We start from the raw sequence: 22338 nt of genomic DNA, 5'->3' as shown, positions 1-22338 counted from the left end.
TCGTGCTCTCGTGCTCTCGTGCTCTCGTGCTCTCGTGCTCTCGTGCTCTCGTGCTCTCGTGCTCTCGTGCTCTCGTGCTCTCGTGCTCTCGTGCTCTCGTGCTCTCGTGCTCTCGTGCTCTCGTGCTCTCGTGCTCTCGTGCTCTCGTGCTCTCGTGCTCTCGTGCAACACACTTTGCAGTCTCTCCAACAAAATACATCTGTGCGTGCGCCACCCGACACGCGCAGAGCCAGTCATGGGGCAGACTGGTCTTTTAAGTCGACAGCTTCGCGGTAACGGCCTCGATAGGGGCGGGGGAGAGCAGAGAGGTAGATCCAGACGAGAAAGGTGATCCAAGTGCTCATCCGTTCTTATGATCGTCTTACTCATCAGCCCGTCGCTTGGGCCATCCGAAATCATTTTGATAAAGGCGGGGACCAAGCGTCAGTCACCGGCGTCTGGCTGGCCTCGTCGGCAAACATGATGGTCTGGGACAAAACCTATGTCCGCCTATAGACCGTCGCCTTGAACGTCACCTGATTTCGTGCGGGCTTTGGTCTGGCCGCAACACAGATCGGAGGAAAAGCCTGAGCCTAGACGTACAATATTCTCCTCCTAACGCCCCGATCAGATGCACATCTCCTTACGCAATGCCTCGCACGAACTCACGCCCATCAGCGACATGTCGGTGTGCACTTCACGCTGCAAAAGACCGATCGCATGACGGATCGACGCCTCGCCGCCCAAGCAGGCAGCATAGAGGAAGGGGCGGCCTACAAGCACCGCTGAAGCGCCACGCAACAGGGCCTTGATCACATCCGTGCCACGTCGAAAGCCACTATCAACCAGCACGGTCATATCCGCGCTTTCAACCTTTACCGCGCTGAGCACATCAATCGGGGAGACCGCACAGTCGAGCTGTCGCCCGCCATGATTGGATACGACAATACCATCGGCGCCGAGCTCCCTGGCTAGCCGCGCATCATGGGGGGAGAGAATACCCTTTATGATGAGTGCGCCTTTCCAGTGGCGTCTCAACATCTCGACATGCTTCCAGCTGAAGCTCGGATAACCCGTTACAGCATTGATATCGCGTGAAAAAATCGAGGGTCTGGCAACCGGATCAATATTGCTGATTGCGGGAATTCCGCGCTGTCGCAGCGTGCGCCATCCCGTTTTGTAAAGCCAGGATGGATGACCGATCATATCCGCTACAAGGCGTGCGGTCGGTCTGAAGGGCATCGTATAGCCGTTGCGCTTGTTATTCTCCCGGTTCGACCCGACAACGACATCGGCTGTGAGCATATAGGCCGAAAAACCCGCATCGGCGACACGCGCGGCCATACGCTGAATGTTGTCTTCGTCAGGCTTTTGATACCCGGCAAACCAGCATCCCGGATAGGATCGTCCGATTTCTTCCATGGGCGTAATGGCGTTTGCGCTCAGAGCGTAGGGTATGCGTGCTGCCCTGGCCGCGCGGGCCATGGCATTGTCCGCATCATAGCCAACGACGGCTGAGGCGCCCATCGGTGCGATCATGAACGGGCTGGCGTACTCCTGGCCGAACAGCGTGATTTTCTGACTACATGAGGACACGTCGCGCAGGACACGCGGGATTGTTTTGATCTGAGCCAGCGCCGCGAGGTTATGCCGGACCGTAGTGCCGTCATCAGCTCCGCCAGCGACATAGCCGAAAATCGCGCGTGGCAGATGCCGTTTTGCAAGATGCTCGAAATCGTTGAGGTTCAGGATAGACGAGGCAGATTTCAGCATGGCTCATGTCTCACGTTGATAGGCTGTTGCGCTCTTGTGTCCTCGGATCTTTTGTCCAGCGGGAGAGGGGCAATGGGGCCGACAATGAAGAGATAGGATAGTGCCCCGAGCAGGCCAAAGAACCCGGTCGCGCAAAGCGGGACAAGGAATGAACCGTGGGTCAGACTGACCATTAGCCCCGTGAAGCTCGCAATCACGATACCGGCGATATTGGCCGCGCTGTTCTGCATCCCACCAAGTGTCGCAACAAGGTCCGGGCTGGGGGCGAGGTCGGCCGGCAGCGACCAGATATTCGCACCAGTAAAAGCAATGCCCCCGAAGGAAAGTGAAAGGAGCGTGATGCAAAGCCATGTCTCGGTCACGAAGGCGGTCAGGGCAATGACCGACGAGAGAAGCAATCCGCCAACGAGGCAGGTTTTGCGTGCGGCAGTAAGGCTCCACCCATGGTGGTGGAGGCGATCGGATGACCATCCTCCGAGCCAGGCAGCCGGAATGGCGATGACACCCGGGATCATGCCGATCAGCCCAAGATCCTTGAGCGAAAACCCGTGGGCTGTAACGAGGTAGCTCGGAAACCAGGTAGCGAAGAAATAGAAGACGAAATTGGCGCAGAAAAAGCCGAGCATCATACCCCAGACGGAGCGATGTTTCAGTAGGGCTTTCCAGCTACCGGGAGGGGCTTTCAGGGCTGGTGGCTGGGCGGCTTGCAGGCGCGCAAGCTCGTCTGCGCTGACCCTCGGATGGGCATCCGGGTCGTGATAGAGACTAAACCATACTGCGACCCAGACAAGCCCAAGTGCTCCTGCCGCCACAAAGGCGAGACGCCATCCCAGCCATGCGATGAGCAGCGCCACGACAGGCATCGAGAGAGCCGCGCCAGCGCGGGAGCCGCTATCGAATATGCCGGCTGCAAGGCCCCGCTCCGCCTTGGGGAACCAGAGCGATGCCACCTTGGCATTGGAGGGATAGCTACCAGCCTCACCGACGCCAAGCGCCAGTCTGAGCCCCAATATGCTCAAGGGGCCGCGAACAAGCGCCGTCAGAGCCGTGCAGACGGACCACCAGATCACGGCAAAAGCATAGGCAGAGCGCACCCCCACCCGATCCACGATCATGCCGAATGGCAGTTGCATGAATGCGTAGGTCCAGAAGAACCCACCCAGGATAACACCGAGGACAGCCGGATCGATATGCAGTTCGCGCGCCATGAACGGGGCGGCAATCGCGATTGTCGCCCTGTCGATATAATTGATGGTGGTGGCTGCGAAGCAGAGGATGATCATTAGCCAGCGAAGTCGGGGCATGATCTCTCTCCGATCATGAGCGAGGGAAGGAGTGTCAGTGTGGCAGACAGGCTGGGCCGGCTGACCGCCCAGTTCTCTGCAGGCCCAAAACGGTGGGGCCCGCAGAGAAGGGGAGGGTTCAGGCCTTGCGGGGTAGAACCCGACGCAGATACTCGCGATTGGTAGCGCTGACGCTCAGGCCGTCACCGCCGTAGTGCTCGACCAGAAAGGCGCTTTTGAAACCATGGGCGAGGGCCATCTTGATGGCCGCGCGATAGCTGATCACCCCGAATTCGAGGGGTGCCGGGGCCGTGACGACCATGCCAGTGGTCGCGTCTTCCGTGCGGTAGTAATTCTTGACGTGCCAGTAGCGGGCAAACGGTGCGACTTTCTGCATCGTCGAGGCCCAGTGCTCGACAGGGCGATGCAGCCGGACCAGATTGCCCAGATCGGCATTGATGCCCACTGCAGGGTGATCGACATCCTGTACGAAGCGTACCGCGCTGTCTGCCGCGCCCAGATAGGTATCCTCATACATCTCCAGCGACAGACCGACCCCGACTTCCTGGGCATGACGTGCAAGTTCGCGGATGCGATCGACCGCTTTCTTCCATACGGACGGGTCATCGGGATTGACGCTGCCCTGCGCGGTCCAGAACCAGAGCGCCGCCTTTTGCGGGGGCGTAAGGGGATAAAATAGGCCGAAAGAGACTTCGGCAATGCCAAGTCTGGCCGCTGTGTCGATCACCCTGTGGCTATAAGCCAGATTCTCGTCGCCAGCCTCGGGATCGATGACCGAGCGCCGTGCGGTGGAAAGGCCCGGCATGGTCAGGCCCGCTTCCCGGACGAGATCGGCGAAGATTTTCAGGCGGGCTTCCGGCAGATCAGCGAGGCGTATCCAGGAGTCCGTGGGGTCGATTTCCGTGAAACCTGCATCAGTCACTTCAGACAGCGTGGCGGCCCATTGCTCCGGCGTCTGGTCCTGCACGCTCGATCCATCTGGCAGGATATTGGCATACTGGATCATGGCGGCGGCGATGGGCCAGTTGGTGCGATCATAGGTGGTCGACATGGTCGGTTCCTTCATGATGATGGAGGGCGAGAGGCCCTGATATCGGGCAAGGCGCGTGCGCGTGCGCTCAATGCACGGGGCGATGCCGGGGGTGATGAGGGGGCGAATGCTCGGGGTTGTTGGTGCGCGGCAGGAACGCTGCGATGACAAGGCCGATCACGCCGGAGAGGGCGACGGCGTAAAGTCCGGCTATGGGGGTATGCCAGAACCCGGTGGCAAAGCTGCGGATGTTCGGGGCGGCGAACCCGCCGAGATTACCCAGCGCATTGATGAGCGCGATCGCGCCGGCGGCCTGAACCCCGGTGAAATGGGCAAGCGGGAAATTCCAGAACACGGCCTGCACCGTGACAACGCCCGCTGCGGCAATGCACAGACCGATCAGAGCGACAGGTCCGTAGCCAGAGCCTGATATTACGAGCCCGATTGCCGCCGCCGCGAGACAGCCCAACAGCCCGAAGCGCGGGGCATCGTGCTTCTGGACGAGTTTCGTGACAACATAGGTGGAGAGAATGGCGCAGGCCCAGGGAATGGCGCTGACCAGCCCGACACGCAGGCCGATTTTCTCATGCAGGATGGTCGAGACCTGCTCGGGCAGGTAAAAGACCACGCCATAGCTGGCAATCTGCATCACCATATAAAGCGCCAGAAACTGGAGCAGCTTGGTGGAATGAAGCAGGGCACCCAGTCTGACACTGTGGCCCCTCGCCCCAGCCTTACTGGCGGCCTCGCGCTCGAGGACGGTTGAGAGCGTCGCTTTCTCTTCTGTCGTCAGCCATTTGACGTCCTGTGGCCTGTCGGGCAGCACGAAATAGGTGGCGATCCCCATCGCTACGGCCAGTCCGCCCTCGAGCAGGAACATCCACTGCCATCCGGCAAGACCGAAGGCGCCATCAAGACCAAACAGCGCACCCGAGAGCGGATTGCCGAAGGTCATCGCGAGCGGATAGCCGAAATAGAACACGCCCAGGACGCGGGTGCGCTCTTTTTCAGGAAACCAGAATGTCAGATAGAGCATGATGCCGGGAAAGAAGCCGGCTTCTGTGACGCCCAGCAGCGTACGCAGCAGCACAAAGGACAGATTGCCCTGGGTGAACATCATGGCGGCCGAGACAAGCCCCCATGTCACCATGATGCGAGCCATCCAGCGTCTGGCCCCGACGCGATAGAGAATGAGATTGCTCGGGATTTCGAACAAGGCATAACCGACGAAGAAGATGCCTGCACCGAAGGCAAACATGGCATCCGAAACGCCGACATCGGTTTGTAGCGCCTGCTTGGCCGATGAGATATTCGACCGGTCAAGAAAGGCCACGATATACATGAGGATGAGGAAGGGCAGCAGCTTTGCAAAGGCCTTGCCGGTTGCTCGGGCGCGCAGCGTGTCTTGCGAAGGCGTTTCGGCGCGCGGACTTGTTTTCTGATCGGGGCTCATGGTGCATGTGCTCCTCGCTCGCGCTGGTCTTGTGAGACTGGCGCGATGCTGGCCGGGCGGAAGAGAGGGTCAGGCGATCCGCCCTGCGAGTTCGTCCTCGATGTGAGCCCGGATGATCTCATCGAAGCTCTGCTCTGTCGTGAAACCCAGGGAAAGGGCGCGGCTCGCGTCAAATCCTCTGGCCCATCCGGCCACGATGCGGGCTATGGCCTCGTCGGGCTCCCGGCGGATGAGCGCGACAGCTTTTTCTCCGGCAACGCGACGCAGGGCGGCAATCTGTTCTCCCACCGTGATCGACAGGGCGGGCAGGGAGAGATTGGGTCGCTCGCCCAGACGGTTCAGATCGAGCACTGCGGCATGACGCAGGAATTGCACAGCCGAACGAGGGCTCGTCATCCAGTGGCGTGTGGTGTCAGGCACGGGCAGAGTTGCCTCAAGCCCGACCAGCGGCTCGCGTATGATACCGGAAAAGAACCCGGAGGCCGCGCGGTTCGGTTTGCCGGGGCGGACGCAAATGGTCGGCAGACGCAGGCCGATACCATCGAATATCCCCCTGCGGCGGTAATCGGCCAGCAGCAATTCGCCCATGGCCTTTTGCGTGCCGTAGCTGGTTTGCGGTGTCAGGATGTAGTCATCGGGAATGACATCAGGGAAATCACCGCCGAATACGGCGTTGGATGAGGCAAAGACAACGCGGGGTTTCCAGCCCTCACGTGCGCCATGATGGCGAATGGCCTCAAACAGCGCCCGTGTCCCATCGAGATTGACGCTATAACCCTTTTCGAAATCGGCCTCGGCCTCTCCAGACACAATGGCAGCGAGATGGAAAATGATGTCCGGGCGACCGCTCAATAGCCGGTCGGCGGCGCCTGGCTGGGTGAGGTCGCATGTCATGGTTTCGCATCGTCCCGAGAACCCGGCTGGCGCTGAAGGTGCGACCACATCCGCGAGCGTCAGGATTTCGGGGCCGTCTGTGCCGGGGAGGGGATTTGCGACCAGGCTTTCAGTGAATTTGCGCCCGATCATGCCTGCGGCGCCAATGACGAGGATATGCATCTGTGTCACCTTTTCGTTCGGACTGGGCCGAATGGAGATGAACGAAACCTATCCGAAAGTTAATGGCGCGCTAGAAGCAAGATTGAACCGACCGATCAGGAATTCTGATCGACTCCTGTTCAATGGCGCTGAAAACCAGCTGTGCCGCGGGGGAAAGCGGTCGTCCCGGCTGGCTGATGAGCGAGAAGGGCCCGAGGAAATCGGGCATGACAACTGAAAGACGGCGTATGAGCCCGGCTTTTTCGTAATGTTGGCTCACGCTGCAGGGGATGACCGCCAGCAGGCAGGAATGAAGCAACAGGTCGATGGTCGCGAACATCGAAGACGCTTCGATGGGATGAGCAGGCAAGGGCAGAAGTGCCGTGGTGAATGCGGCTTCGATCGCCCGTCTCATGGGGCTTGGTGCCGTCTGGAGAATCCATTTTTCGTTCGCGACGTCCTGCAGTGTCAGGGTGCCGGGGTCGGGCATCGGGTTATGGATGCTGGTCACGACGCATAGCGGCTCCTGGGCGAGCTCACGGCAATCGAGCGCCATCGGGCCGTGCAAGCCGAGTGCGCGCCCAATGACAAAATCGAGGCGACCCGTTTCCATACCCAGCAAAAGCGCATCGCTCGTGTCGATGGTCAGTGAGAGACTGATGCCGGGTTGCGTCTGAGCGATGCGGGCAAAGACGGGCGAAATGATGTCGGGCAGGGCGGCGACAATCGAGCCCACACGCACCGTGCCATAGGTCCCTTCCTGCATTGCGTTCATATCGAGCTGAAGACGGTCGATATCATTGAGCATCAGGCGGGCATGACGCGCGGCCAAAACGCCGCTTGGGGTGGGAAATACCCCCTGTGACGAGCGCTCGAAAAGACGCGTGTTCAGCGCGTGTTCGACTTCCTGCAGCAGCTTGGACACCGAAGGCTGGGAGAGATTCATCCGCTCGGCAGCGCGGTGCAGGTTATTGGTTGCTTCAAGTTCCAGAATGAGCCGGAGGTGACGCAGCTTGAGACGGTTGATGAGAGAATGGGCGGTCATGAGATGGTTATCCGCGTCACATATCGAGTGGACAGCCGCTGGGGCTTAGGGGCGCGCATGGGGCTTCAGATGCGCTCTCGCGCCATGACAATTGCTGAATCATATGCTGTGTCGCGCGCAACTGCCGGGGCTTCACGCCTGATGTCATGATACAGGCGCACCTAGTCCTGCGGGCTCGACGACATCTGAGGGATGCACTGGCGCAGGAGTGTCATGACAGTAAGGGCTGCTGGAGTTGGAGCGCGTTCACGCACGGTCATGATCCCCCACGGGGCGACATTAAAGGAAAAATCGATCGGCAGAATGGCGATCTGACCGAAATCCGATTGCAGGGCGGCGGCCGGGGCCGAAAGCAGGGTGAGCGCCTGACTGCGCGTGATGTAGGCGAGTGTCATCATCCAGGAATCTGATGAGACGATGCGGGTTGGCAGGGGCAGTTCGCGCTCGAGAAATAGTTCCTCGAGGCGCTGGCGCGACCGGCTGCCGCGACGTTGGAGAATCCAGGGGAATTCAGACAGGGCTTCGAGCGTGTGCGGCCCTGAAGCTGCGAGCGGATGGTCTGGAGCTGCTGCGACAACGAGTTGCTCTGATGCAATCTCCTCGTAGCTTACAGGATGAGCCGACGGAATGACGGGACGCCGGCCCAGCATGATGTCGATCTGTCCATCAATGAGCATCTGAAAAAGACTGTCGCTCGGGCCACTGCGTATTTCGAGCTCGATTTCAGGATAATCATCCTGTGCGATGCGCAGCATGTCGGCGAGTGACTGCACCACAGGACCATCGATGGCGCCAATCGAGACATGGCCAATCCTGCCATCGACAAGGGCGTTCAGTTCAACGCGCGTACGTTCGAGTTCATCAAGCATGACAAGCGCATGGCGGGTCAGGACCTCGCCTGCAAAGGTGGGGATCATCCGTCGCCCCTCCAGCCGGAACAGCCGGATTTTCATCAACTCCTCGAGATCGCCGATGAGTTTTGAAGCGGCAGGCTGGGCCATGCCAAGGCTCTCGGCCGCGGCCAACAGCGTCGAGTGGCGCGAAAAAGCCGCGAGAAGTTGCAGATGCCGAAGCTTGAGGCGCGACGCGATGAACCAGAACGGGCCAAGATGGGAATGTGACATGGCAAGTTTCATATTAAAATAGGTATGGATCGTATCGATACGAATATTGGACGCTCCCCGTTCCGGGTGAATATTTCTACGTCCACGACATCGCTGGAACATCCCGTTTCCAGCGTCCATCAAAATGATCGTGAGGAAATATCATGGCCGTTCAGACAATCAGAAGTGCTGCTGTCATCGGTGCGGGCTATATGGGCGGCGGTATTGCGCAAAGCATGGCGGCGGCCGGCATGCGCGTCACGCTGGCCGATATTTCGCCCGAGGCCACACAGCGTGCGCATGAACGCCTGCTGGGCGAGGCGCGCGCCTTTGAGGATCAGGGGCTCATCCTGCCGGGCAGCTATGATCGTATCATGACCAACCTCACCACGGCTGCCTCGATTGAGGATGCCGTGCGCGACGTCGATTTCATCGAAGAGGCCGTTTTCGAGCGTGAAGACGTCAAGAAAGAGGTCCTGGGGCGCATCAGCGCAGCCGCGCGGCCGGATGCCATTATCGGAACCAACACCTCCACCATTCCGGTGCACGTGCTCGCCCCGTTTGTGACAGGGCAGGCCCGTTTTCTTACCGTACATTTCAGCAATCCGGCCCCGTTTATTCCGGGTGTCGAACTTGTATCGGGTGTGGAGACGACGAAGGAGGTCGTGGCAACGGTCAAGGAGATGCTGGGCCGTGTCAACCGTCAGTCAGCCGAGGTGGCAGACCGACCGACCTTCGTGCTGAACCGCCTGCAATATGTGCTTTTCAAGGAAGCGAACACCATTGTGGAGGAGGGGATTGCCACGCCGCAGGATGTAGACACGATCGTACGCTCCACCTTCGGCTTCCGCTTGCCTTTCTTCGGGCCTTTTGCGATTGCCGATATGGCGGGTCTGGAAGTGTATGTGAATGGTTTCGTGACGGCCGAGAATGCGTTTGGCGAGCGTCTTTCATGCCCGGACACGGTGAAGAAGCTTGTTGCGGAGGGCAAATACGGGGTCAAGAACGGCGCGGGATATTACGGGCAATATACACCGGAGGAGGCGGCAGCGCTCGTGGCCTACCGGAACAAGGCCTATGCTAAGATGGCGGAACTGCTGCGGGAGCTCGGCCCGTCGCCTCTTGAAAAGAAATGATCCTGGAAGCCCTGTCCTTTTCACAGCTCTTACGGGCGCCGTAAGAGCTGTTCGTTGTAAGGTTCAAAAAGGGCAAGGGCGCCGTAACGTGGTGTCTGGAACATAAGGGGCACATATTGCAAAGTAGAGCGTATTGGGAAAACCTCTCCGATACGGTGTCAGGACCTCCCCGTGGGACGCGATTTGTCACATGGTCACCAAGCCGAACTACATCTCGGCCTTAATCCCCATCAGGTCGAATAGGACGATGCCCGGCACAGGGCTGCGGTTTATTGTGTGCAACGATTTATTTACGAAGTTCGTTTCTCGTTAACTTTATACTTACAAATATTGCCTAAAAACGATTTCATGGTCCGGGCGGGAAAACTTCGAGTTTACATTGCGCTACAGAGTGATTTAAATGGAAAGTCATTCACGTTGGCGGAACGGAACTTCGAGATCATGTCTGATAGGGTGAGTTTCCCGGGATTGTCGTGCTGAACGCCGAAAGCTCCCGTCGTGCTGCGTTGCGCGCGCATGTGCATGAGGCGCACGAGCAACTCGATCACCTTATCGGAGAGCTCGCGTCAGTGGGGGACTATCGGCGCTATGTTGCCGGTGTTGCCGGTTTTCGCCTCGCTGCCGAAAATGCCCTTCATGGGCAAATCTACCCCACATGGTTTGAGGGCTGGCGGCCTGTCAGCATGCAGCGCAGCCTGAGTGAGGATCTGCGGTGTCTCGGGATCGTTCCGCCCGAGATGAGGGCGATTGCGGCGCCCGCAACGGATTCTGAACTTATGGGTATGCTTTACACGCTCGAGGGATCGGCACTGGGCGGGCGAGTGATTGCGCGACGCGCTGCGGTCCTTGGCTTCGATACGGCCTATGGAGCCAGTCATCTGGCCGAACAGACGGCGAAGCCGGAAAACTGGCGCAGGTTCCTGGACCTTCTGGAAAATGCTCCCGAATTTGATGCGGATGAAGCAGGGCGGGCTGCTGCCACTCTGTTCCGTCATGCGCGTGATGCCGTGAAGCAGGTCGATCGCGCCGAGGAAAAAGTCGATGGCTGAGTTTGGTCAGGTCGATCTGACGAGTTGTGATCGCGAGCCGATCCACATTCCAGGGAGCATCCAGCCTCATGGCTGTCTGATCACCTGCACGATCAGCGATTTTGTTGTTCTGCGGCACTCGGCCAATGCACCGGTAATGCTGCATCATGAGGGGCTGGGGATCGGGGCTGACCTGATCGCGCTTTTTGGTGCGGACGTCATTCACGACATCCGTAATGGCCTGACGCTGAGCGTGACGCAGCGTCGCCCGGTCTTCCTGCTCAATCAGGCGCTGGGACCCGATCTGTTTTTCGATCTGGCGGTGCATATTGTCAACGGAGAGGTGGTGCTCGAATGTGAGCCCGCCGCGCCGACACACCGTGCCACCAAGTTTCTCACCCAGCTTCACGGCATGATGGACCGTGTACGCAAGACGACTGATATCACCCGCCTTTTCGATGTCGTGACCATGCTCATGCGCGGCCTGCTCGAATATGACCGCGTGATGGTCTATCGCTTTGCCGATGACTGGTCTGGCAAGGTCGTCTCGGAAGCGCGGGCGCTTTCGCTGGAAAGCTTTCTGGGGCAGCATTTCCCAAGCGCCGATATCCCGGCTCAGGCGCGCGAACTCTATCGCCGTTCGCCCATTCGCATGATCGGGGACGTAAAGTTTGTCCCGGTGCCGCTGGTCGAGGGGGAGGGGCTTTCACCGCTCGATATGTCCCTGGGGCAGCTTCGCAGCGTTTCACCGATCCACTGCGAATATCTGACCAATATGGGGGTTCGCGCCTCCATGTCGATCTCGATTGTCATCGATGGCGCCCTGTGGGGCATGATTGCGTGTCACCATTACGCGCCCCGCATGCTCCCGATTGCCGAGCGCGCCGTCGTACAGATGTTTGCGGAGTTCTTTGCGCTTCAGGTTATCGTCATCCTCAAGACCACGCGCCTTCAGGTTGCGGAGCGAACGCACGGGCTGATCGAGAGCGTCCTGCGCAATGCCGCCTCTGTGTCCGATATGCCCGCCTATCTGCGCGGGCAGATCAGTCGTCTGGCACCGCTCATACAGTCCGATGGTATTGCCATCTGGATCGATAATGAATGGACGGGACACGGGATTGCAGCACCTCGCGAGGTGCAGGACCACTTCGTGGAGCTGGCCCGCACGAAGGCTGGAACACAGATCTGGCAGTCGGATCATCTGGTCAAGGATCACCCCTGGATCGCGGCGCATACAGCGCATGTTGCTGGTGTGCTGATCATTCCGATCTCGCCCCAGCCGGAAAACTACGTTTTCCTGTTTCGTCGTGAAATCGTGCAGACCATCAACTGGGGCGGGGATCCGCACAAGACTTATCAGCATGGGCCACACGGCCCGCGCCTGACACCGCGCCAGAGCTTCGCGATCTGGAAAGAGCAGGTGCATGAGCGCTGCCTTCCCTGGTCCAGCTTCGACATTGAGGCCGCGGCACAGCTGCGCTCGGCCCTGATCGAGGTCATGGGCGTCTATCATCAGCAGCAGCTTTCCGAGCGGGCTGACGCCGATTTGCGCCAGCGCATGCTTAATGAGGAACTCAACCACCGCGTGAAGAATATTCTGGCGGTTGTGCAGTCTCTCATCGGTCGCCCTGTGGCCAAAGAGCGCACCATTGAGGAATATGTCGAGATTCTGCGTGGGCGTATCAAGGCGCTTGCGAGTGCGCATGATCAGGTTGCGCGCACCGATGGCGGTGGATTGCTGCGCACCCTGCTGGAGGCCGAACTCGAACCCTACCGGCATCAGCCCACCGCCGTCATTCTTGATGGCCCCAATCTGTGGCTCTCCGGGCCTGCCCTGTCGGTTGCCGCCCTGACATTGCACGAACTGGCAACCAACGCGGCGAAATATGGCGCGCTGTCGGTGCCGAGCGGCAATCTGCATATCCGCTGGTTCATTGACGAGGCTGAAGGCTGCTGGGTGCTCGAATGGACCGAGACAGGCGGCCCACACGTCAATCCGCCCAAAGGCAACGGGTTTGGCTCCATTTTGCTCGAACGTGCGATTCCGCATGAACTGGGCGGAACGGCGAAGCGGGAGTTCAGGCCGGAAGGCCTTTTCATCCGCCTGACTTTCCCGGCCCGTCATGCTGTTCTGGTGGCCGAGACAGCGACCGTTCCCGAAACCGAAGGGCCGATTATGGCCGATACCGCCCAGACGGAGCGTCTGCATGCGGCCAATGTGCTCCTGGTCGAGGACCAGCTTTTGATTGCGATGGAAACAGAGCAGGCTCTCAGCACCTATGGTGTGCGTCATATCCGTACCGTCTCGTCGGTCTATGAGGCATTGCAGGCCATCAAGGACCGCTGCCCGGATATCGCGCTGCTCGATTTCAATCTGGGCAAGGAAAACTCCCACGAAGTGGCGACGCTTCTGCGCAAGAAGAATGTGCCGTTCATCTTCGCAACGGGCTATGCCGACCGGACGATGATTCCGGCTGAGTTCAGGGATGTTCCTGTTCTGCGCAAGCCCTACTCAATCAGGAGCGCTGTTCAGGAATTGCTCCGTGTTTTCCCTGAGGGAGGGGACGCCTGAGGCTAGGGACTGCGGCCTTTTCTGAACAAAATTAACGGTGTTTACCGCACTCTGACGTTCTTGACTTGTTCCTGCGCGATGCCCATTTCGGGTGTATGAAAAAGACCCTCGCCGCACGTCTGGAAATCCTCTCCGATGCCGCCAAATACGATGCGTCCTGCGCATCCAGCGGCGCGCGTTCGAAGAAGAAACCGGGTGAGGAAGGGCTGGGCTCGAAGGCCCCGAACGGGATCTGCCATGCCTACACGCCCGATGGACGCTGTATCTCGCTGCTCAAGATCCTGATGACCAATTTCTGCATCTATGACTGCGCTTACTGCATCAATCGTTCATCGTCGAAAATCGAGCGCACGCGGTTCACAGTCGAGGAAATCATCTGGATCACGCTCGAGTTCTACAGACGTAATTATATCGAGGGTCTGTTCCTCTCTTCGGGCGTCATCCGTTCCTCCGACTATACAATGGAGGAAATGGTGCGTGTGGCGCGTGAACTGCGTCTGGTCCACCATTTTCACGGCTACATCCACCTCAAGACAATCCCCGATGCGGCACCGAATCTCATTGAAGAAGCCGGTCTCTATGCAGATCGCCTTTCCATCAACGTGGAAATGCCGACCGATGCCGGATTGGCGGCTTATGCGCCCGAAAAGGATGCGGGCCATATCCGACAGAGCATGGGTGCGCTACGCCTGCGTATACAGGAGTCAGGCGACAAGACACTGAGCGGTCGCAAGCCAAGACGCTTTGCGCCGGGTGGCCAGAGCACACAGATGATCATCGGAGCCGATAAATCGACCGATCGCGATATCCTGCGCAGCAGTGCCTCGCTCTATTCCGGTTATGCGCTGCGTCGCGTCTATTATTCGGCTTTCAGCCCCATCCCAGATGCCTCGCTGGCCTTGCCTGCCCAGTCTCCCCCGCTCCTGCGGGAGCATCGCCTGTATCAGGCAGACTGGATGGTTCGGTTCTATGGGTTCTCCTTCGAGGAGATCGTTGCTGAACGGCAGGATGGCATGCTCGATCTGGAGCTCGATCCAAAGCTTGCCTGGGCTTTGCAAAACCGGGCCCAGTTTCCGCTCGATCTGAACCGTGCGAGCCGTGAGATGTTGTTGCGCGTACCGGGCCTTGGTCCGCGAAGTGTCGGTGCCCTGCTTTCGGCGCGCCGTCATCGGATCATCAGGCTGGAAGATGTGGAGCGTCTGAACGTGTCCCTGCGCAAGATCAAACCCTTTGTGGTGACAGCGGACTGGTCGCCCGGCCGTCTGATCGACAAGGAGAATCTCGCCGCATCGTTCCGCCCGCAGCCGCAGCAATTGAGCTTGCTGTGAAGTCGATTTCTCTCCCGGCAGATGCCGGGTTTGAACAGTGGCGTGGCACGGCGAGGGCTGCGCTATTACAGGGGCTGAGGCCAGACGACATCGAATGGGCTAGTCCTGACGCAGACCAGCCGGAACTGTTTGGAGCTGCTGAGCTGGTTGCTGCTTTTGAGCCGACCGCTGACGGCCCGACTCTCTCTGGCGCGCATGTCAGCAAGGCAGGGCTTGCCATGCTTCGTTCGATCCTGCGGTACCGCGATCCGAAGCGTTTCGCTCTTGCCTATCGCCTGCTTTGGCGGCTCCAGACAGAGCCCGCGCTTCCCGCAATCGCGACAGATCCGGATGTGCGTAAGGCGGCACGTATGGACCATCAGATCCGTCGCGACGCGCACAAGATGAAGGCATTCCTTCGGTTTCGAGAGGATAACGCAGAAGAGGGCGCGCGGAGGCGTTTTATCGCCTGGTTCGAGCCTGAGCACTATATTCTTGAGACGGTGGCCCCGTTCTTTGCCGAACGCTTTTCAGACATGGACTGGCTTATTCTAACGCCAATCGGGTCGATCCTTTTTGAGAACGGCAAGGCAGCCATCGAGAGAACGCCGTGCGAGCCTCCGGACCTCAAGGACGATGTCGAGACGTTGTGGCACCGTTATTACCAATCGATCTTCAACCCTGCGCGCATCAAGACGAAGGCGATGCGTTCGGAAATGCCAACCAAGTACTGGAAGAACCTTCCTGAGACGCGGCTGATCCCATCAATGCTTGCCAATGCTGAAAACCGTGTGGCAGCCATGGTTGCGTTGCAGAATGATGGAACGGCCCCCGGTTTTCATGAGCGCCATCAGGCGGAATGGCAGCGCAAGGCGGAGGAGGTCAGGGTAGCAGAGGCAGGTCTGACGGGACTTCCGGCGCTGGCGACGGCTCTGGAGCGCTGCCAACGCTGCTCATTGTGCCGTCATGCGACACAGGTGGTGCCCGGTATCGGGCCCGAGAACGCATCCCTCATGATGATCGGTGAACAGCCGGGCGATCAGGAAGATTTGCAGGGCAAGCCTTTCGTCGGCCCGGCTGGACAGGTTCTTGACCGTGTTCTTGCAACTGTGGGCATCGAGCGTGAGGATGTCTGGATGACCAATGCGGTCAAGCACTTCAAATTTGTCTCGAAAGGTCGCCGGCGAATTCATCAGACGCCGGACAGAACCGAAATCGTCGCGTGTTCGGACTGGCTTCGTCAGGAGATTGCCCTCGTCCAGCCAAAGCTCATCGTCACGCTGGGTGCAACCGCCTTGCAGTCACTTGAGGGGAAGAGTGCGAGGCTGGGGGCAAGCCGGGGGCATGTGCGCGGCGCCAATGGTCTGCGCCCCCCAAGCCTTGCTACCATCCACCCGTCCTATCTGCTTCGCCTCCCGGACCCGCAGCGGGCGCAGGAGGAGGAAGCCCGTTTCGAGCAGGAACTCGCCATCGCGCGCGACTGGCTCCGTGCGCAGCGGGCAGCGACGTAGCCAGCGCATTGCAGCAGGCTCCTGTCGAAACTTGAGGAGCGCGAAGGCTGTCGTCGCGCTCCTCATCCTCTCCCGCGTATTGACGCCGCGACCGCAACGCCTCCGGTGCGCCTCAGCTTTCCTGTGTCTCGCGCATCCAGACTGCGGCGTTACCCGGCAGAAAGCCCGGCTTTTCGACAGGATGGCTGGCCAGGATTATATCGCCCTTTGGAAGAGAGACAGGATCGCTGCCACAGTTCAGCACGACGCGGATCGGGCCATTCGTGAACTCGACCACGTTACGGCGTTCTTCTGCCCAGCTGAGCGCACCATGACCGAGCCCGGCGGCTTTGCGTTCGGCGAGCAGTGCGCGATAGAGCGCGAGTGTTGAGTCAGGGTCCTTTTCCTCTACCGAGACCGCATAGGTCTTGTAGTGATCGGGCTGGGGCAGCCAGAGGTTGCCTGTTTCATTGAAGCCAAGCGATGGCCCGTTGTCGCTCCACGGCAGGGGGATACGGCAACCGTCGCGACCGATTTCCTTGCCATCGGTGCGGAAAAAAGCGGGATCCTGCCGGTACTTCCGGTCCAGCGTGGTGTGATCCGGCAGGCCAAGCTCCTCTCCCTGATACAGCGTGGCGGAACCAGGCAGGGCAAGCGTCATGAAGATTACGGCCCGTGCCCTGCGCAGGCCGAGCGCCTCGTCAGGTTGCTCATGGGCCGCATCGATTCCCTGCGGGCGTGCGCCGGCGTCCTTCAGTCCCAGCCGTGAGGCATGGCGTACGGTGTCATGGTTGGACATGACCCATGCTGTTATGGCGCCAACCTTGTGCATGGCCTCAAGGGAGTCGGTGATGATTTCCCGATACTTGGCAGCGTTCCAGCGACAGAGCAGATAGTCGAAGTTGAACGTCTGCTGCATCTCGTCAGGCCGGACGTAGCGTGCAAGGCGTGAGAGCGGCTTGACCCAGGCCTCGGCAACCAGCATCCGGTCACCGGGGTAGCTGGCCAGAAGCCTGTGCCAGCTGCGATAGATTTCATGCACGCCGTCGCGGTCCCACATGGGGGCGTCGCTCGGGGTCTTGTCGTCGTCCTCACCCACCATCGTGGCGCGCTCGGTATAGGGCGGCAGGCCTTTTTCCTTGATCAGACCGTGAGCCACGTCGATGCGGAAGCCGTCGACGCCGCGATCCAGCCAGAAGCGCAGGACGGACTCGAATTCTGTCCGGACCTCGGGATTGTCCCAGTTCAGGTCGGGCTGACAGCTATCGAACAGATGCAGATACCATTGCCGGGGTTTGCCGTCCTTGCGCTCAGGTTCACGTGTCCAGGCTATCCCGCCAAAGACGCTCTGCCAGTTATTGGGTGGCTCATCGCCATTCTCTCCCTTGCCGTCACGAAACAGATATCGCGCACGGGCAACACTGCCGGGTTCGGAAGCCATCGCTTCCTTGAACCAGACATGCTGATCCGAGGTATGGTTGGGCACCATGTCGGCAATGACGCGCAGGCCGTGATCATGCGCCTGCTTGATCAGGGCTTCGTAGTCATCGACCGTACCGAAAATCGGGTCGATCTTTCGATAATCGGAAATGTCGTAACCCGCGTCCCCCTGCGGGGACTGGAAGCAGGGCGAGATCCACAAGGCATCAATCCCGAGATGCTCGAGATAGGGCAAATAGCTGATGATGCCCGGTAGATCGCCAATGCCATCACCATTGGAGTCTGCAAATGAGCGTGGATAGACCTGGTAGATAACCGCGTCTTTCCACCAGACAGGATTTGAACCGTTCTGAGACATCGCATTGTTTTCCATGAGATTAGTCTCGGGAAACATCTGGCCGGCAGCCGGGTTGGCTTAGTCACACTAAATTGCACCGATCCACCCACCCCGCAGGATGGATGGATCGCAGATTCCAGATCAATTGCCGCCGGGTAAAAGGCAAGGACGACTTACTTCTGATATCCCGCCTGACGGATGACGCGATTGGTGGCGGCATTGGCGGCTGAGAGGCCAGCGTCAACGGTGGTTGAGCCTGCCAGAACGGAGGCGATTGTCTGGCCAACCTGCGTGCCGATGCCCTGGAACGGGGTGATATCGACAAACTGCGCACCGACATAGGGGCGCGGCTGGGCCGTCTGGCCTGAGGGGTTCGAGCTTTCGATGGCCTTCAGCACGAAAGACGAGAAGGGTGCGACCCTCTGGTATTCAGCAGACTGATAGGACGAGCTGCGCGTGCCGGGGGGAATATTCACCCAGCCATCCGTCTTGGCCACAAGCTGGATATATTCCTTGGAGGTCGCCCACTGGATGAACGTGCTGGCGGCCTCGGCGTGGGTGGACGATGCCGGAATGGCAAGGTTCCACGACCAGAGCCAGGTCGGGCCACCCTTGAAGCTGCCGGTGGGCAGGGAGGCAAAACCGACCTTGTCAGCCACAGAGCTCTGCTTGGGGTCGAATACCGTGCCCGCGGCACTGGTGGCATCGACCCAGATGGCGCAATGCCCGGTAGCGAAGAGGGACAGGTTCTCATTGAACCCGTTTGCACTGGCACCCGGCGGCCCGAACTGCTTGAGAATAGAGCTGTAATAGGTGATGGCGTTATGCCAAGCTGGGGTATTGAGCGTCGGCTTCCAGCTCATATCGAACCACTGACCGCCAAAGCTCGTGACCATGGTGGTGACCACCGTCATGTTTTCGCCCCAGCCCGGTTTGCCGCGCAGGCAGATGCCATAGGTATCGGTCGATTTGTCGGTCGTCTTGGCGGCAAAGTCGCGGATCTGGTCCCAGCTTGGCGTTTCGGGCATCGTGATCCCGGCCTTGGCGAAGAGATCCTTGCGATAAAGCGTCATGACGCTTTCGGCATAGAAGGGCAGGGCATAGACCTTGCCCTCATAGCTTACGCTCTCACGCACAGGCGCGATGATGTCCGGCAGGTCATAGGCAGCAGACAGATTATCGAATTTGTAGAGCCAGCCCTGCTTCGCCCAGAGCGGAACCTCGTAATTGCCGATGGTGAGGATATCGAACTGACCGGCATGGGTGGCAATATCGGTCGTCACGCGCTGGCGCAGCACGTTTTCCTCAAGCGTGACCCAGTTGAGGTGGATATCGGGATGCGCTTTCTCGAACACGCTCGACAGCTTGCGCATCTCGATCATCTGCACGTTGTTGACGGTCGCAATCGTCAGGGTCGTATCGGCCTTGGCCTGGGCGCCAAGTCCCAGCCCGAGGGCGGCGCTGGCCAGAAGCAGGGATTTCTTCATGTGGGCTGTCCTTGGAAAAACTCTGGTGAGGTAAGGCGCTAGGGTAGAGTCTGGCTGGCGGCAGAGGGGCCGGCCATGCGGGACAGGCAGAGCCATGTTCCGCGAGGGAGCGGCTTAAATGTAACAGCCATTCCCTGTCGCCAGGCGCTCAGGGCACGGCGAACAGGGCAGGGTGATATCAGGGCCGTTGGCAGCGGGGTCGGTATGATGCCTGAGCATGGATCAAGTAACTCTTGGCGTTCGGGTTCCTGCGTCCCATTCCTTGAGGAAACGCGTCGGCACACGCTGTCATCCTTTCGGTAAATTAACAAGAAGATGACAAGCCTGTAACATGAATGTGTTATGCGTGTCCGTGCCTTGTGGGGCGGGCAGGCATTGGCAGGTCGCGCCTTGCGGTGCGGGCGGTAGAGGCTCTGTAACAATCCATACAATCTGTAGTGCTTTCGCCCTAGTTCTCCGCATTCTTCTTGCTAATACGGAGGTCAAGGACATCGTTCTTGGTGTCTTCACAAATATAGGAAGATGACGAGCATGATCTCGAAGAAAACTTTCTGCATGTTGGCACTCGCTGCCGCGCCTTCTCTTGCGGCTCTTGCCTATGCACATCCTCCGGTTCCCGGTCCTGTTGATCCCGTTCCCCCGCCGCCGGGCCACATGGGCATGATGATGCCCCCGCCGCTGATGGGCATGCTGCGCGGTGTGGATCTGACGAAGGAGCAACGCGACAAGATCCATGCTCTCATGCATGCCCATCGTCAGGATCGTCGCGAGGCGATGCACCAGCGCCGTGATCTGGACACCCAGATTGGCGCCCTGCTTCTTGCCAAGGGGCCTGTCGACAAGGCGAAACTCGATGGGCTGATCAAGCAGAAGGAGGCTCTGAACGCCAAGGATGAAGAGGCGATGGCCGCCGATGCCGTGGCTATCCATGATGTTCTGACACCCGAGCAGCTCGACAAGGCCCGCGTGACGCAGGACAAGCTCGACGCGCTTGAAGGCCAGATCCGTGATCTGCTGCGGCCTCCCCATGTAAAGGGCGCCGCCGACAAGGATGACGACGACGCACCCTGATCCCGCAACGCCGCGAGGTGCTGCCGAGGGGGCGGGTAGCCGCCCCTGAAGGTCGGGTCCATGACGATCACTGCTGCTCAGCCTGTGTGGGTCGGGCGGCCTGATTGATGTGTGACCGGGAAGAGGAGGGGCAGGTGGGGCAGATCGCTGTCCCGCCTGCCCTTTTTCTGTCATCGTGATGCTGAAGCGGGGGCAGGCGGGCGCAGGGCAGGTTTTGCCTTGACTTTGCCGCCCCACCGCTTTAGCTCCCTGTCCAGATTTGAAACGCCACCCCGCGAAGACTCGCGCAGTGGCGTCTTTCTGTTGCTTATAAGGGTTCAACGTGTTCGACACGCTTTCTGGCAAGCTTTCCGGTGTATTTGAGGGTCTGTCCAAGCGCGGCAGGCTGTCCGAGGCGGATGTTGCCGAAGCGATGCGTGAAGTGCGTCTGGCTATGCTGGATGCCGACGTGGCGCTCCCCGTTGTGCGCGACTTCGTCAACAAGGTGAAGGAAAAGGCCGTCGGGACGGAGGTGCTGGAAAGCATTTCTCCCGGTCAGGCTGTTGCCAAGATCGTCAATGATGCCCTGATCGAGGCGCTTGGCGGTGCGGGCAATGTGCCGTTGAACCTTGCTGCTGCGGCGCCGGTGCCCATCCTGATGGTCGGTCTTCAGGGCTCGGGCAAGACCACGACATCGGGCAAGATTGCCCTGCGTCTTCTGACCCGTGAGCGCAAGCGCGTTCTGCTGGCCTCGCTCGACGTGCAGCGTCCTGCCGCGCAGCTTCAGCTTCAGCAGCTGGCCGAGCGCGTCGGCGTGGGCTCGCTTCCCATCATCGCTGGCCAGCAGCCTGTCGAGATTGCGAAGCGCGCTCTCGAGACGGGGCGTCGCGAAGGCTATGACGTCGTCATTCTCGATACGGCAGGTCGTCTGTCGATCGACGAAGCCCTGATGCAGGAAGTGCGCGACGTACGCGACGCGACCAGCCCGGTCGAGACACTGCTCGTGGTCGATGCCATGACGGGTCAGGACGCGGTGAACACTGCGCAGCGCTTCAACGAGGCGGTCGGCATCACCGGTGTCGTCATGACCCGTATGGACGGCGATGCACGCGGTGGTGCGGCGCTGTCGATGCGTGCGATTACCGGCGCGCCCATCAAGCTGGTGGGTATGGGCGAAAAGCTCGAGGCGCTGGACGATTTCTATCCCGAGCGTGTGGCCGGGCGTATTCTCGGCCTCGGCGATATCGCCGGGCTGGTCGAGAAGGCCAGCGAGACGCTCGACCATGAAGAGAGCGAACGCGTCGCCAAGAAGATGATGGCGGGCAAGTTCGACCTTGACGACTATGCCTCGCAGCTGCGTCAGATCGGCAAGATGGGTTCCATCTCCGGTATCATCGGCATGCTGCCGGGCATGGGCAAGCTGAAGGACAAGCTTGGCGATCAGGATCTCGATACCTCGATCTTCCGGCGCCATCAGGCCATTATTTCCTCGATGACCAAGGACGAGCGCAAGACGCCCTCAATCATCAAGGCCTCCCGCAAGAAGCGTATCGCTGCCGGTTCCGGCACGACGGTTCAGGAGGTCAACAAGTTGCTCAAGCAGTTTGACGACATGTCTACCATCATGAAGCGCATCAGCAAGATGGGCCTCGGTGGCATGAAGCAGATGCTTTCCGGTCTCATGTCGGGCGGTGCTCCCGGCGGGCGGCCCGGCGGTGGCTTTGGCGGCCCGCGTCGCTAACCCCAACCGGCATGATTTTCACATAGTT

The 22338-nt window shown here is 59.7% G+C and carries 16 protein-coding genes and 1 pseudogene; 7 read left to right on the top strand and 10 right to left on the bottom strand.

Features of this window, described 5'->3' with window-relative positions:
• Nucleotides 1–606: 606 nt before the first annotated feature.
• The 7 genes from P792_RS28080 to P792_RS28050 all read right to left on the bottom strand — a co-directional run bounded on the left by P792_RS28080 (nt 607) and on the right by P792_RS28050 (nt 8743).
• On the bottom strand, nt 607–1752 hold the full coding sequence (locus tag P792_RS28080) for an alpha-hydroxy acid oxidase (protein WP_031240752.1): 1146 nt from the start codon (nt 1750–1752) through the stop codon (nt 607–609).
• Nucleotides 1746–3056 carry an MFS transporter gene (locus tag P792_RS28075; protein ID WP_023978644.1) on the bottom strand — a complete coding sequence of 437 codons (1311 nt, stop codon included), beginning with the start codon at nt 3054–3056 and terminating at the stop codon, nt 1746–1748. Before P792_RS28075 ends, P792_RS28080 begins: the two co-directional genes overlap by 7 nt.
• Nucleotides 3057–3174: 118 nt before the next feature.
• Complete coding sequence (locus P792_RS28070) at nt 3175–4107, bottom strand: sugar phosphate isomerase/epimerase (RefSeq protein ID WP_023978643.1); 933 nt, start codon at nt 4105–4107, stop codon at nt 3175–3177.
• A gap of 67 nt (nt 4108–4174) precedes the next feature.
• Complete coding sequence (locus tag P792_RS28065) at nt 4175–5539, bottom strand: MFS transporter (protein ID WP_023978642.1); 1365 nt, start codon at nt 5537–5539, stop codon at nt 4175–4177.
• A 69-nt stretch (nt 5540–5608) separates the two neighbouring features.
• Complete coding sequence (gene denD, locus P792_RS28060) at nt 5609–6595, bottom strand: D-erythronate dehydrogenase (protein ID WP_023978641.1); 987 nt, start codon at nt 6593–6595, stop codon at nt 5609–5611.
• A gap of 70 nt (nt 6596–6665) precedes the next feature.
• A complete protein-coding gene (locus P792_RS28055) occupies nt 6666–7619 on the bottom strand; it encodes a LysR family transcriptional regulator (protein ID WP_023978640.1) in 954 nt (317 codons plus the stop codon).
• A 161-nt stretch (nt 7620–7780) separates the two neighbouring features.
• Complete coding sequence (locus P792_RS28050) at nt 7781–8743, bottom strand: LysR family transcriptional regulator (RefSeq protein WP_161630839.1); 963 nt, start codon at nt 8741–8743, stop codon at nt 7781–7783.
• Between the two features lie 143 nt (nt 8744–8886).
• Between P792_RS28050 and P792_RS28045 the strand changes: the two genes are divergently transcribed.
• The 5 genes from P792_RS28045 to P792_RS28025 all read left to right on the top strand — a co-directional run bounded on the left by P792_RS28045 (nt 8887) and on the right by P792_RS28025 (nt 16276).
• A complete protein-coding gene (locus tag P792_RS28045; RefSeq protein ID WP_023978637.1) occupies nt 8887–9858 on the top strand; it encodes a 3-hydroxyacyl-CoA dehydrogenase family protein in 972 nt (323 codons plus the stop codon).
• Nucleotides 9859–10331: 473 nt separating this feature from the next.
• The gene (locus P792_RS28040; RefSeq protein WP_023978635.1) at nt 10332–10907 is read left to right on the top strand and encodes a biliverdin-producing heme oxygenase; all 576 of its coding nucleotides are present in this window, start codon (nt 10332–10334) and stop codon (nt 10905–10907) included.
• Nucleotides 10900–13458, top strand: coding sequence for an HWE histidine kinase domain-containing protein (locus P792_RS28035; protein WP_023978634.1), 2559 nt, complete (start codon nt 10900–10902; stop codon nt 13456–13458). The genes P792_RS28040 and P792_RS28035 overlap by 8 nt, the downstream gene beginning before the upstream one ends.
• A gap of 95 nt (nt 13459–13553) precedes the next feature.
• On the top strand, nt 13554–14786 hold the full coding sequence (locus P792_RS28030) for a putative DNA modification/repair radical SAM protein (RefSeq protein ID WP_023978633.1): 1233 nt from the start codon (nt 13554–13556) through the stop codon (nt 14784–14786).
• Nucleotides 14783–16276: a UdgX family uracil-DNA binding protein gene (locus tag P792_RS28025; protein WP_235075457.1), complete on the top strand. Its 1494-nt coding sequence runs from the start codon at nt 14783–14785 to the stop codon at nt 16274–16276. Before P792_RS28030 ends, P792_RS28025 begins: the two co-directional genes overlap by 4 nt.
• A gap of 112 nt (nt 16277–16388) precedes the next feature.
• Here the strand turns inward: P792_RS28025 and P792_RS28020 are convergent, their stop codons facing one another.
• From P792_RS28020 to P792_RS39665, 3 genes and pseudogenes are all read right to left on the bottom strand, one after another.
• Nucleotides 16389–18053 carry a glycoside hydrolase family 13 protein gene (locus P792_RS28020; RefSeq protein WP_235075456.1) on the bottom strand — a complete coding sequence of 555 codons (1665 nt, stop codon included), beginning with the start codon at nt 18051–18053 and terminating at the stop codon, nt 16389–16391.
• 152 nt (nt 18054–18205) lie between these two features.
• A complete protein-coding gene (locus P792_RS28015) occupies nt 18206–19519 on the bottom strand; it encodes a sugar ABC transporter substrate-binding protein (protein ID WP_023978630.1) in 1314 nt (437 codons plus the stop codon).
• A 55-nt stretch (nt 19520–19574) separates the two neighbouring features.
• Nucleotides 19575–19646 (bottom strand): annotated as a pseudogene (locus tag P792_RS39665) (EspF repeat-containing protein); the annotation flags it as partial.
• A 404-nt stretch (nt 19647–20050) separates the two neighbouring features.
• On the opposite strand from P792_RS39665, the gene P792_RS36020 reads away from it, so the two are divergent.
• Together P792_RS36020 and ffh are read left to right on the top strand one after the other, a co-directional pair.
• Nucleotides 20051–20590, top strand: coding sequence for a Spy/CpxP family protein refolding chaperone (locus P792_RS36020; RefSeq protein WP_051395869.1), 540 nt, complete (start codon nt 20051–20053; stop codon nt 20588–20590).
• A gap of 322 nt (nt 20591–20912) precedes the next feature.
• Nucleotides 20913–22310: a signal recognition particle protein gene (gene ffh / locus P792_RS28005; RefSeq protein WP_023978628.1), complete on the top strand. Its 1398-nt coding sequence runs from the start codon at nt 20913–20915 to the stop codon at nt 22308–22310.
• Nucleotides 22311–22338: the final 28 nt, after the last annotated feature.

It is taken from the genome of Asaia sp. SF2.1 (genome assembly GCF_000505765.1).
Classification (GTDB): domain Bacteria; phylum Pseudomonadota; class Alphaproteobacteria; order Acetobacterales; family Acetobacteraceae; genus Asaia; species Asaia bogorensis.
The sequence above is the reverse complement of the archived record's forward strand: the minus strand, read 5'-3'. Positions and strand labels throughout refer to the sequence as shown.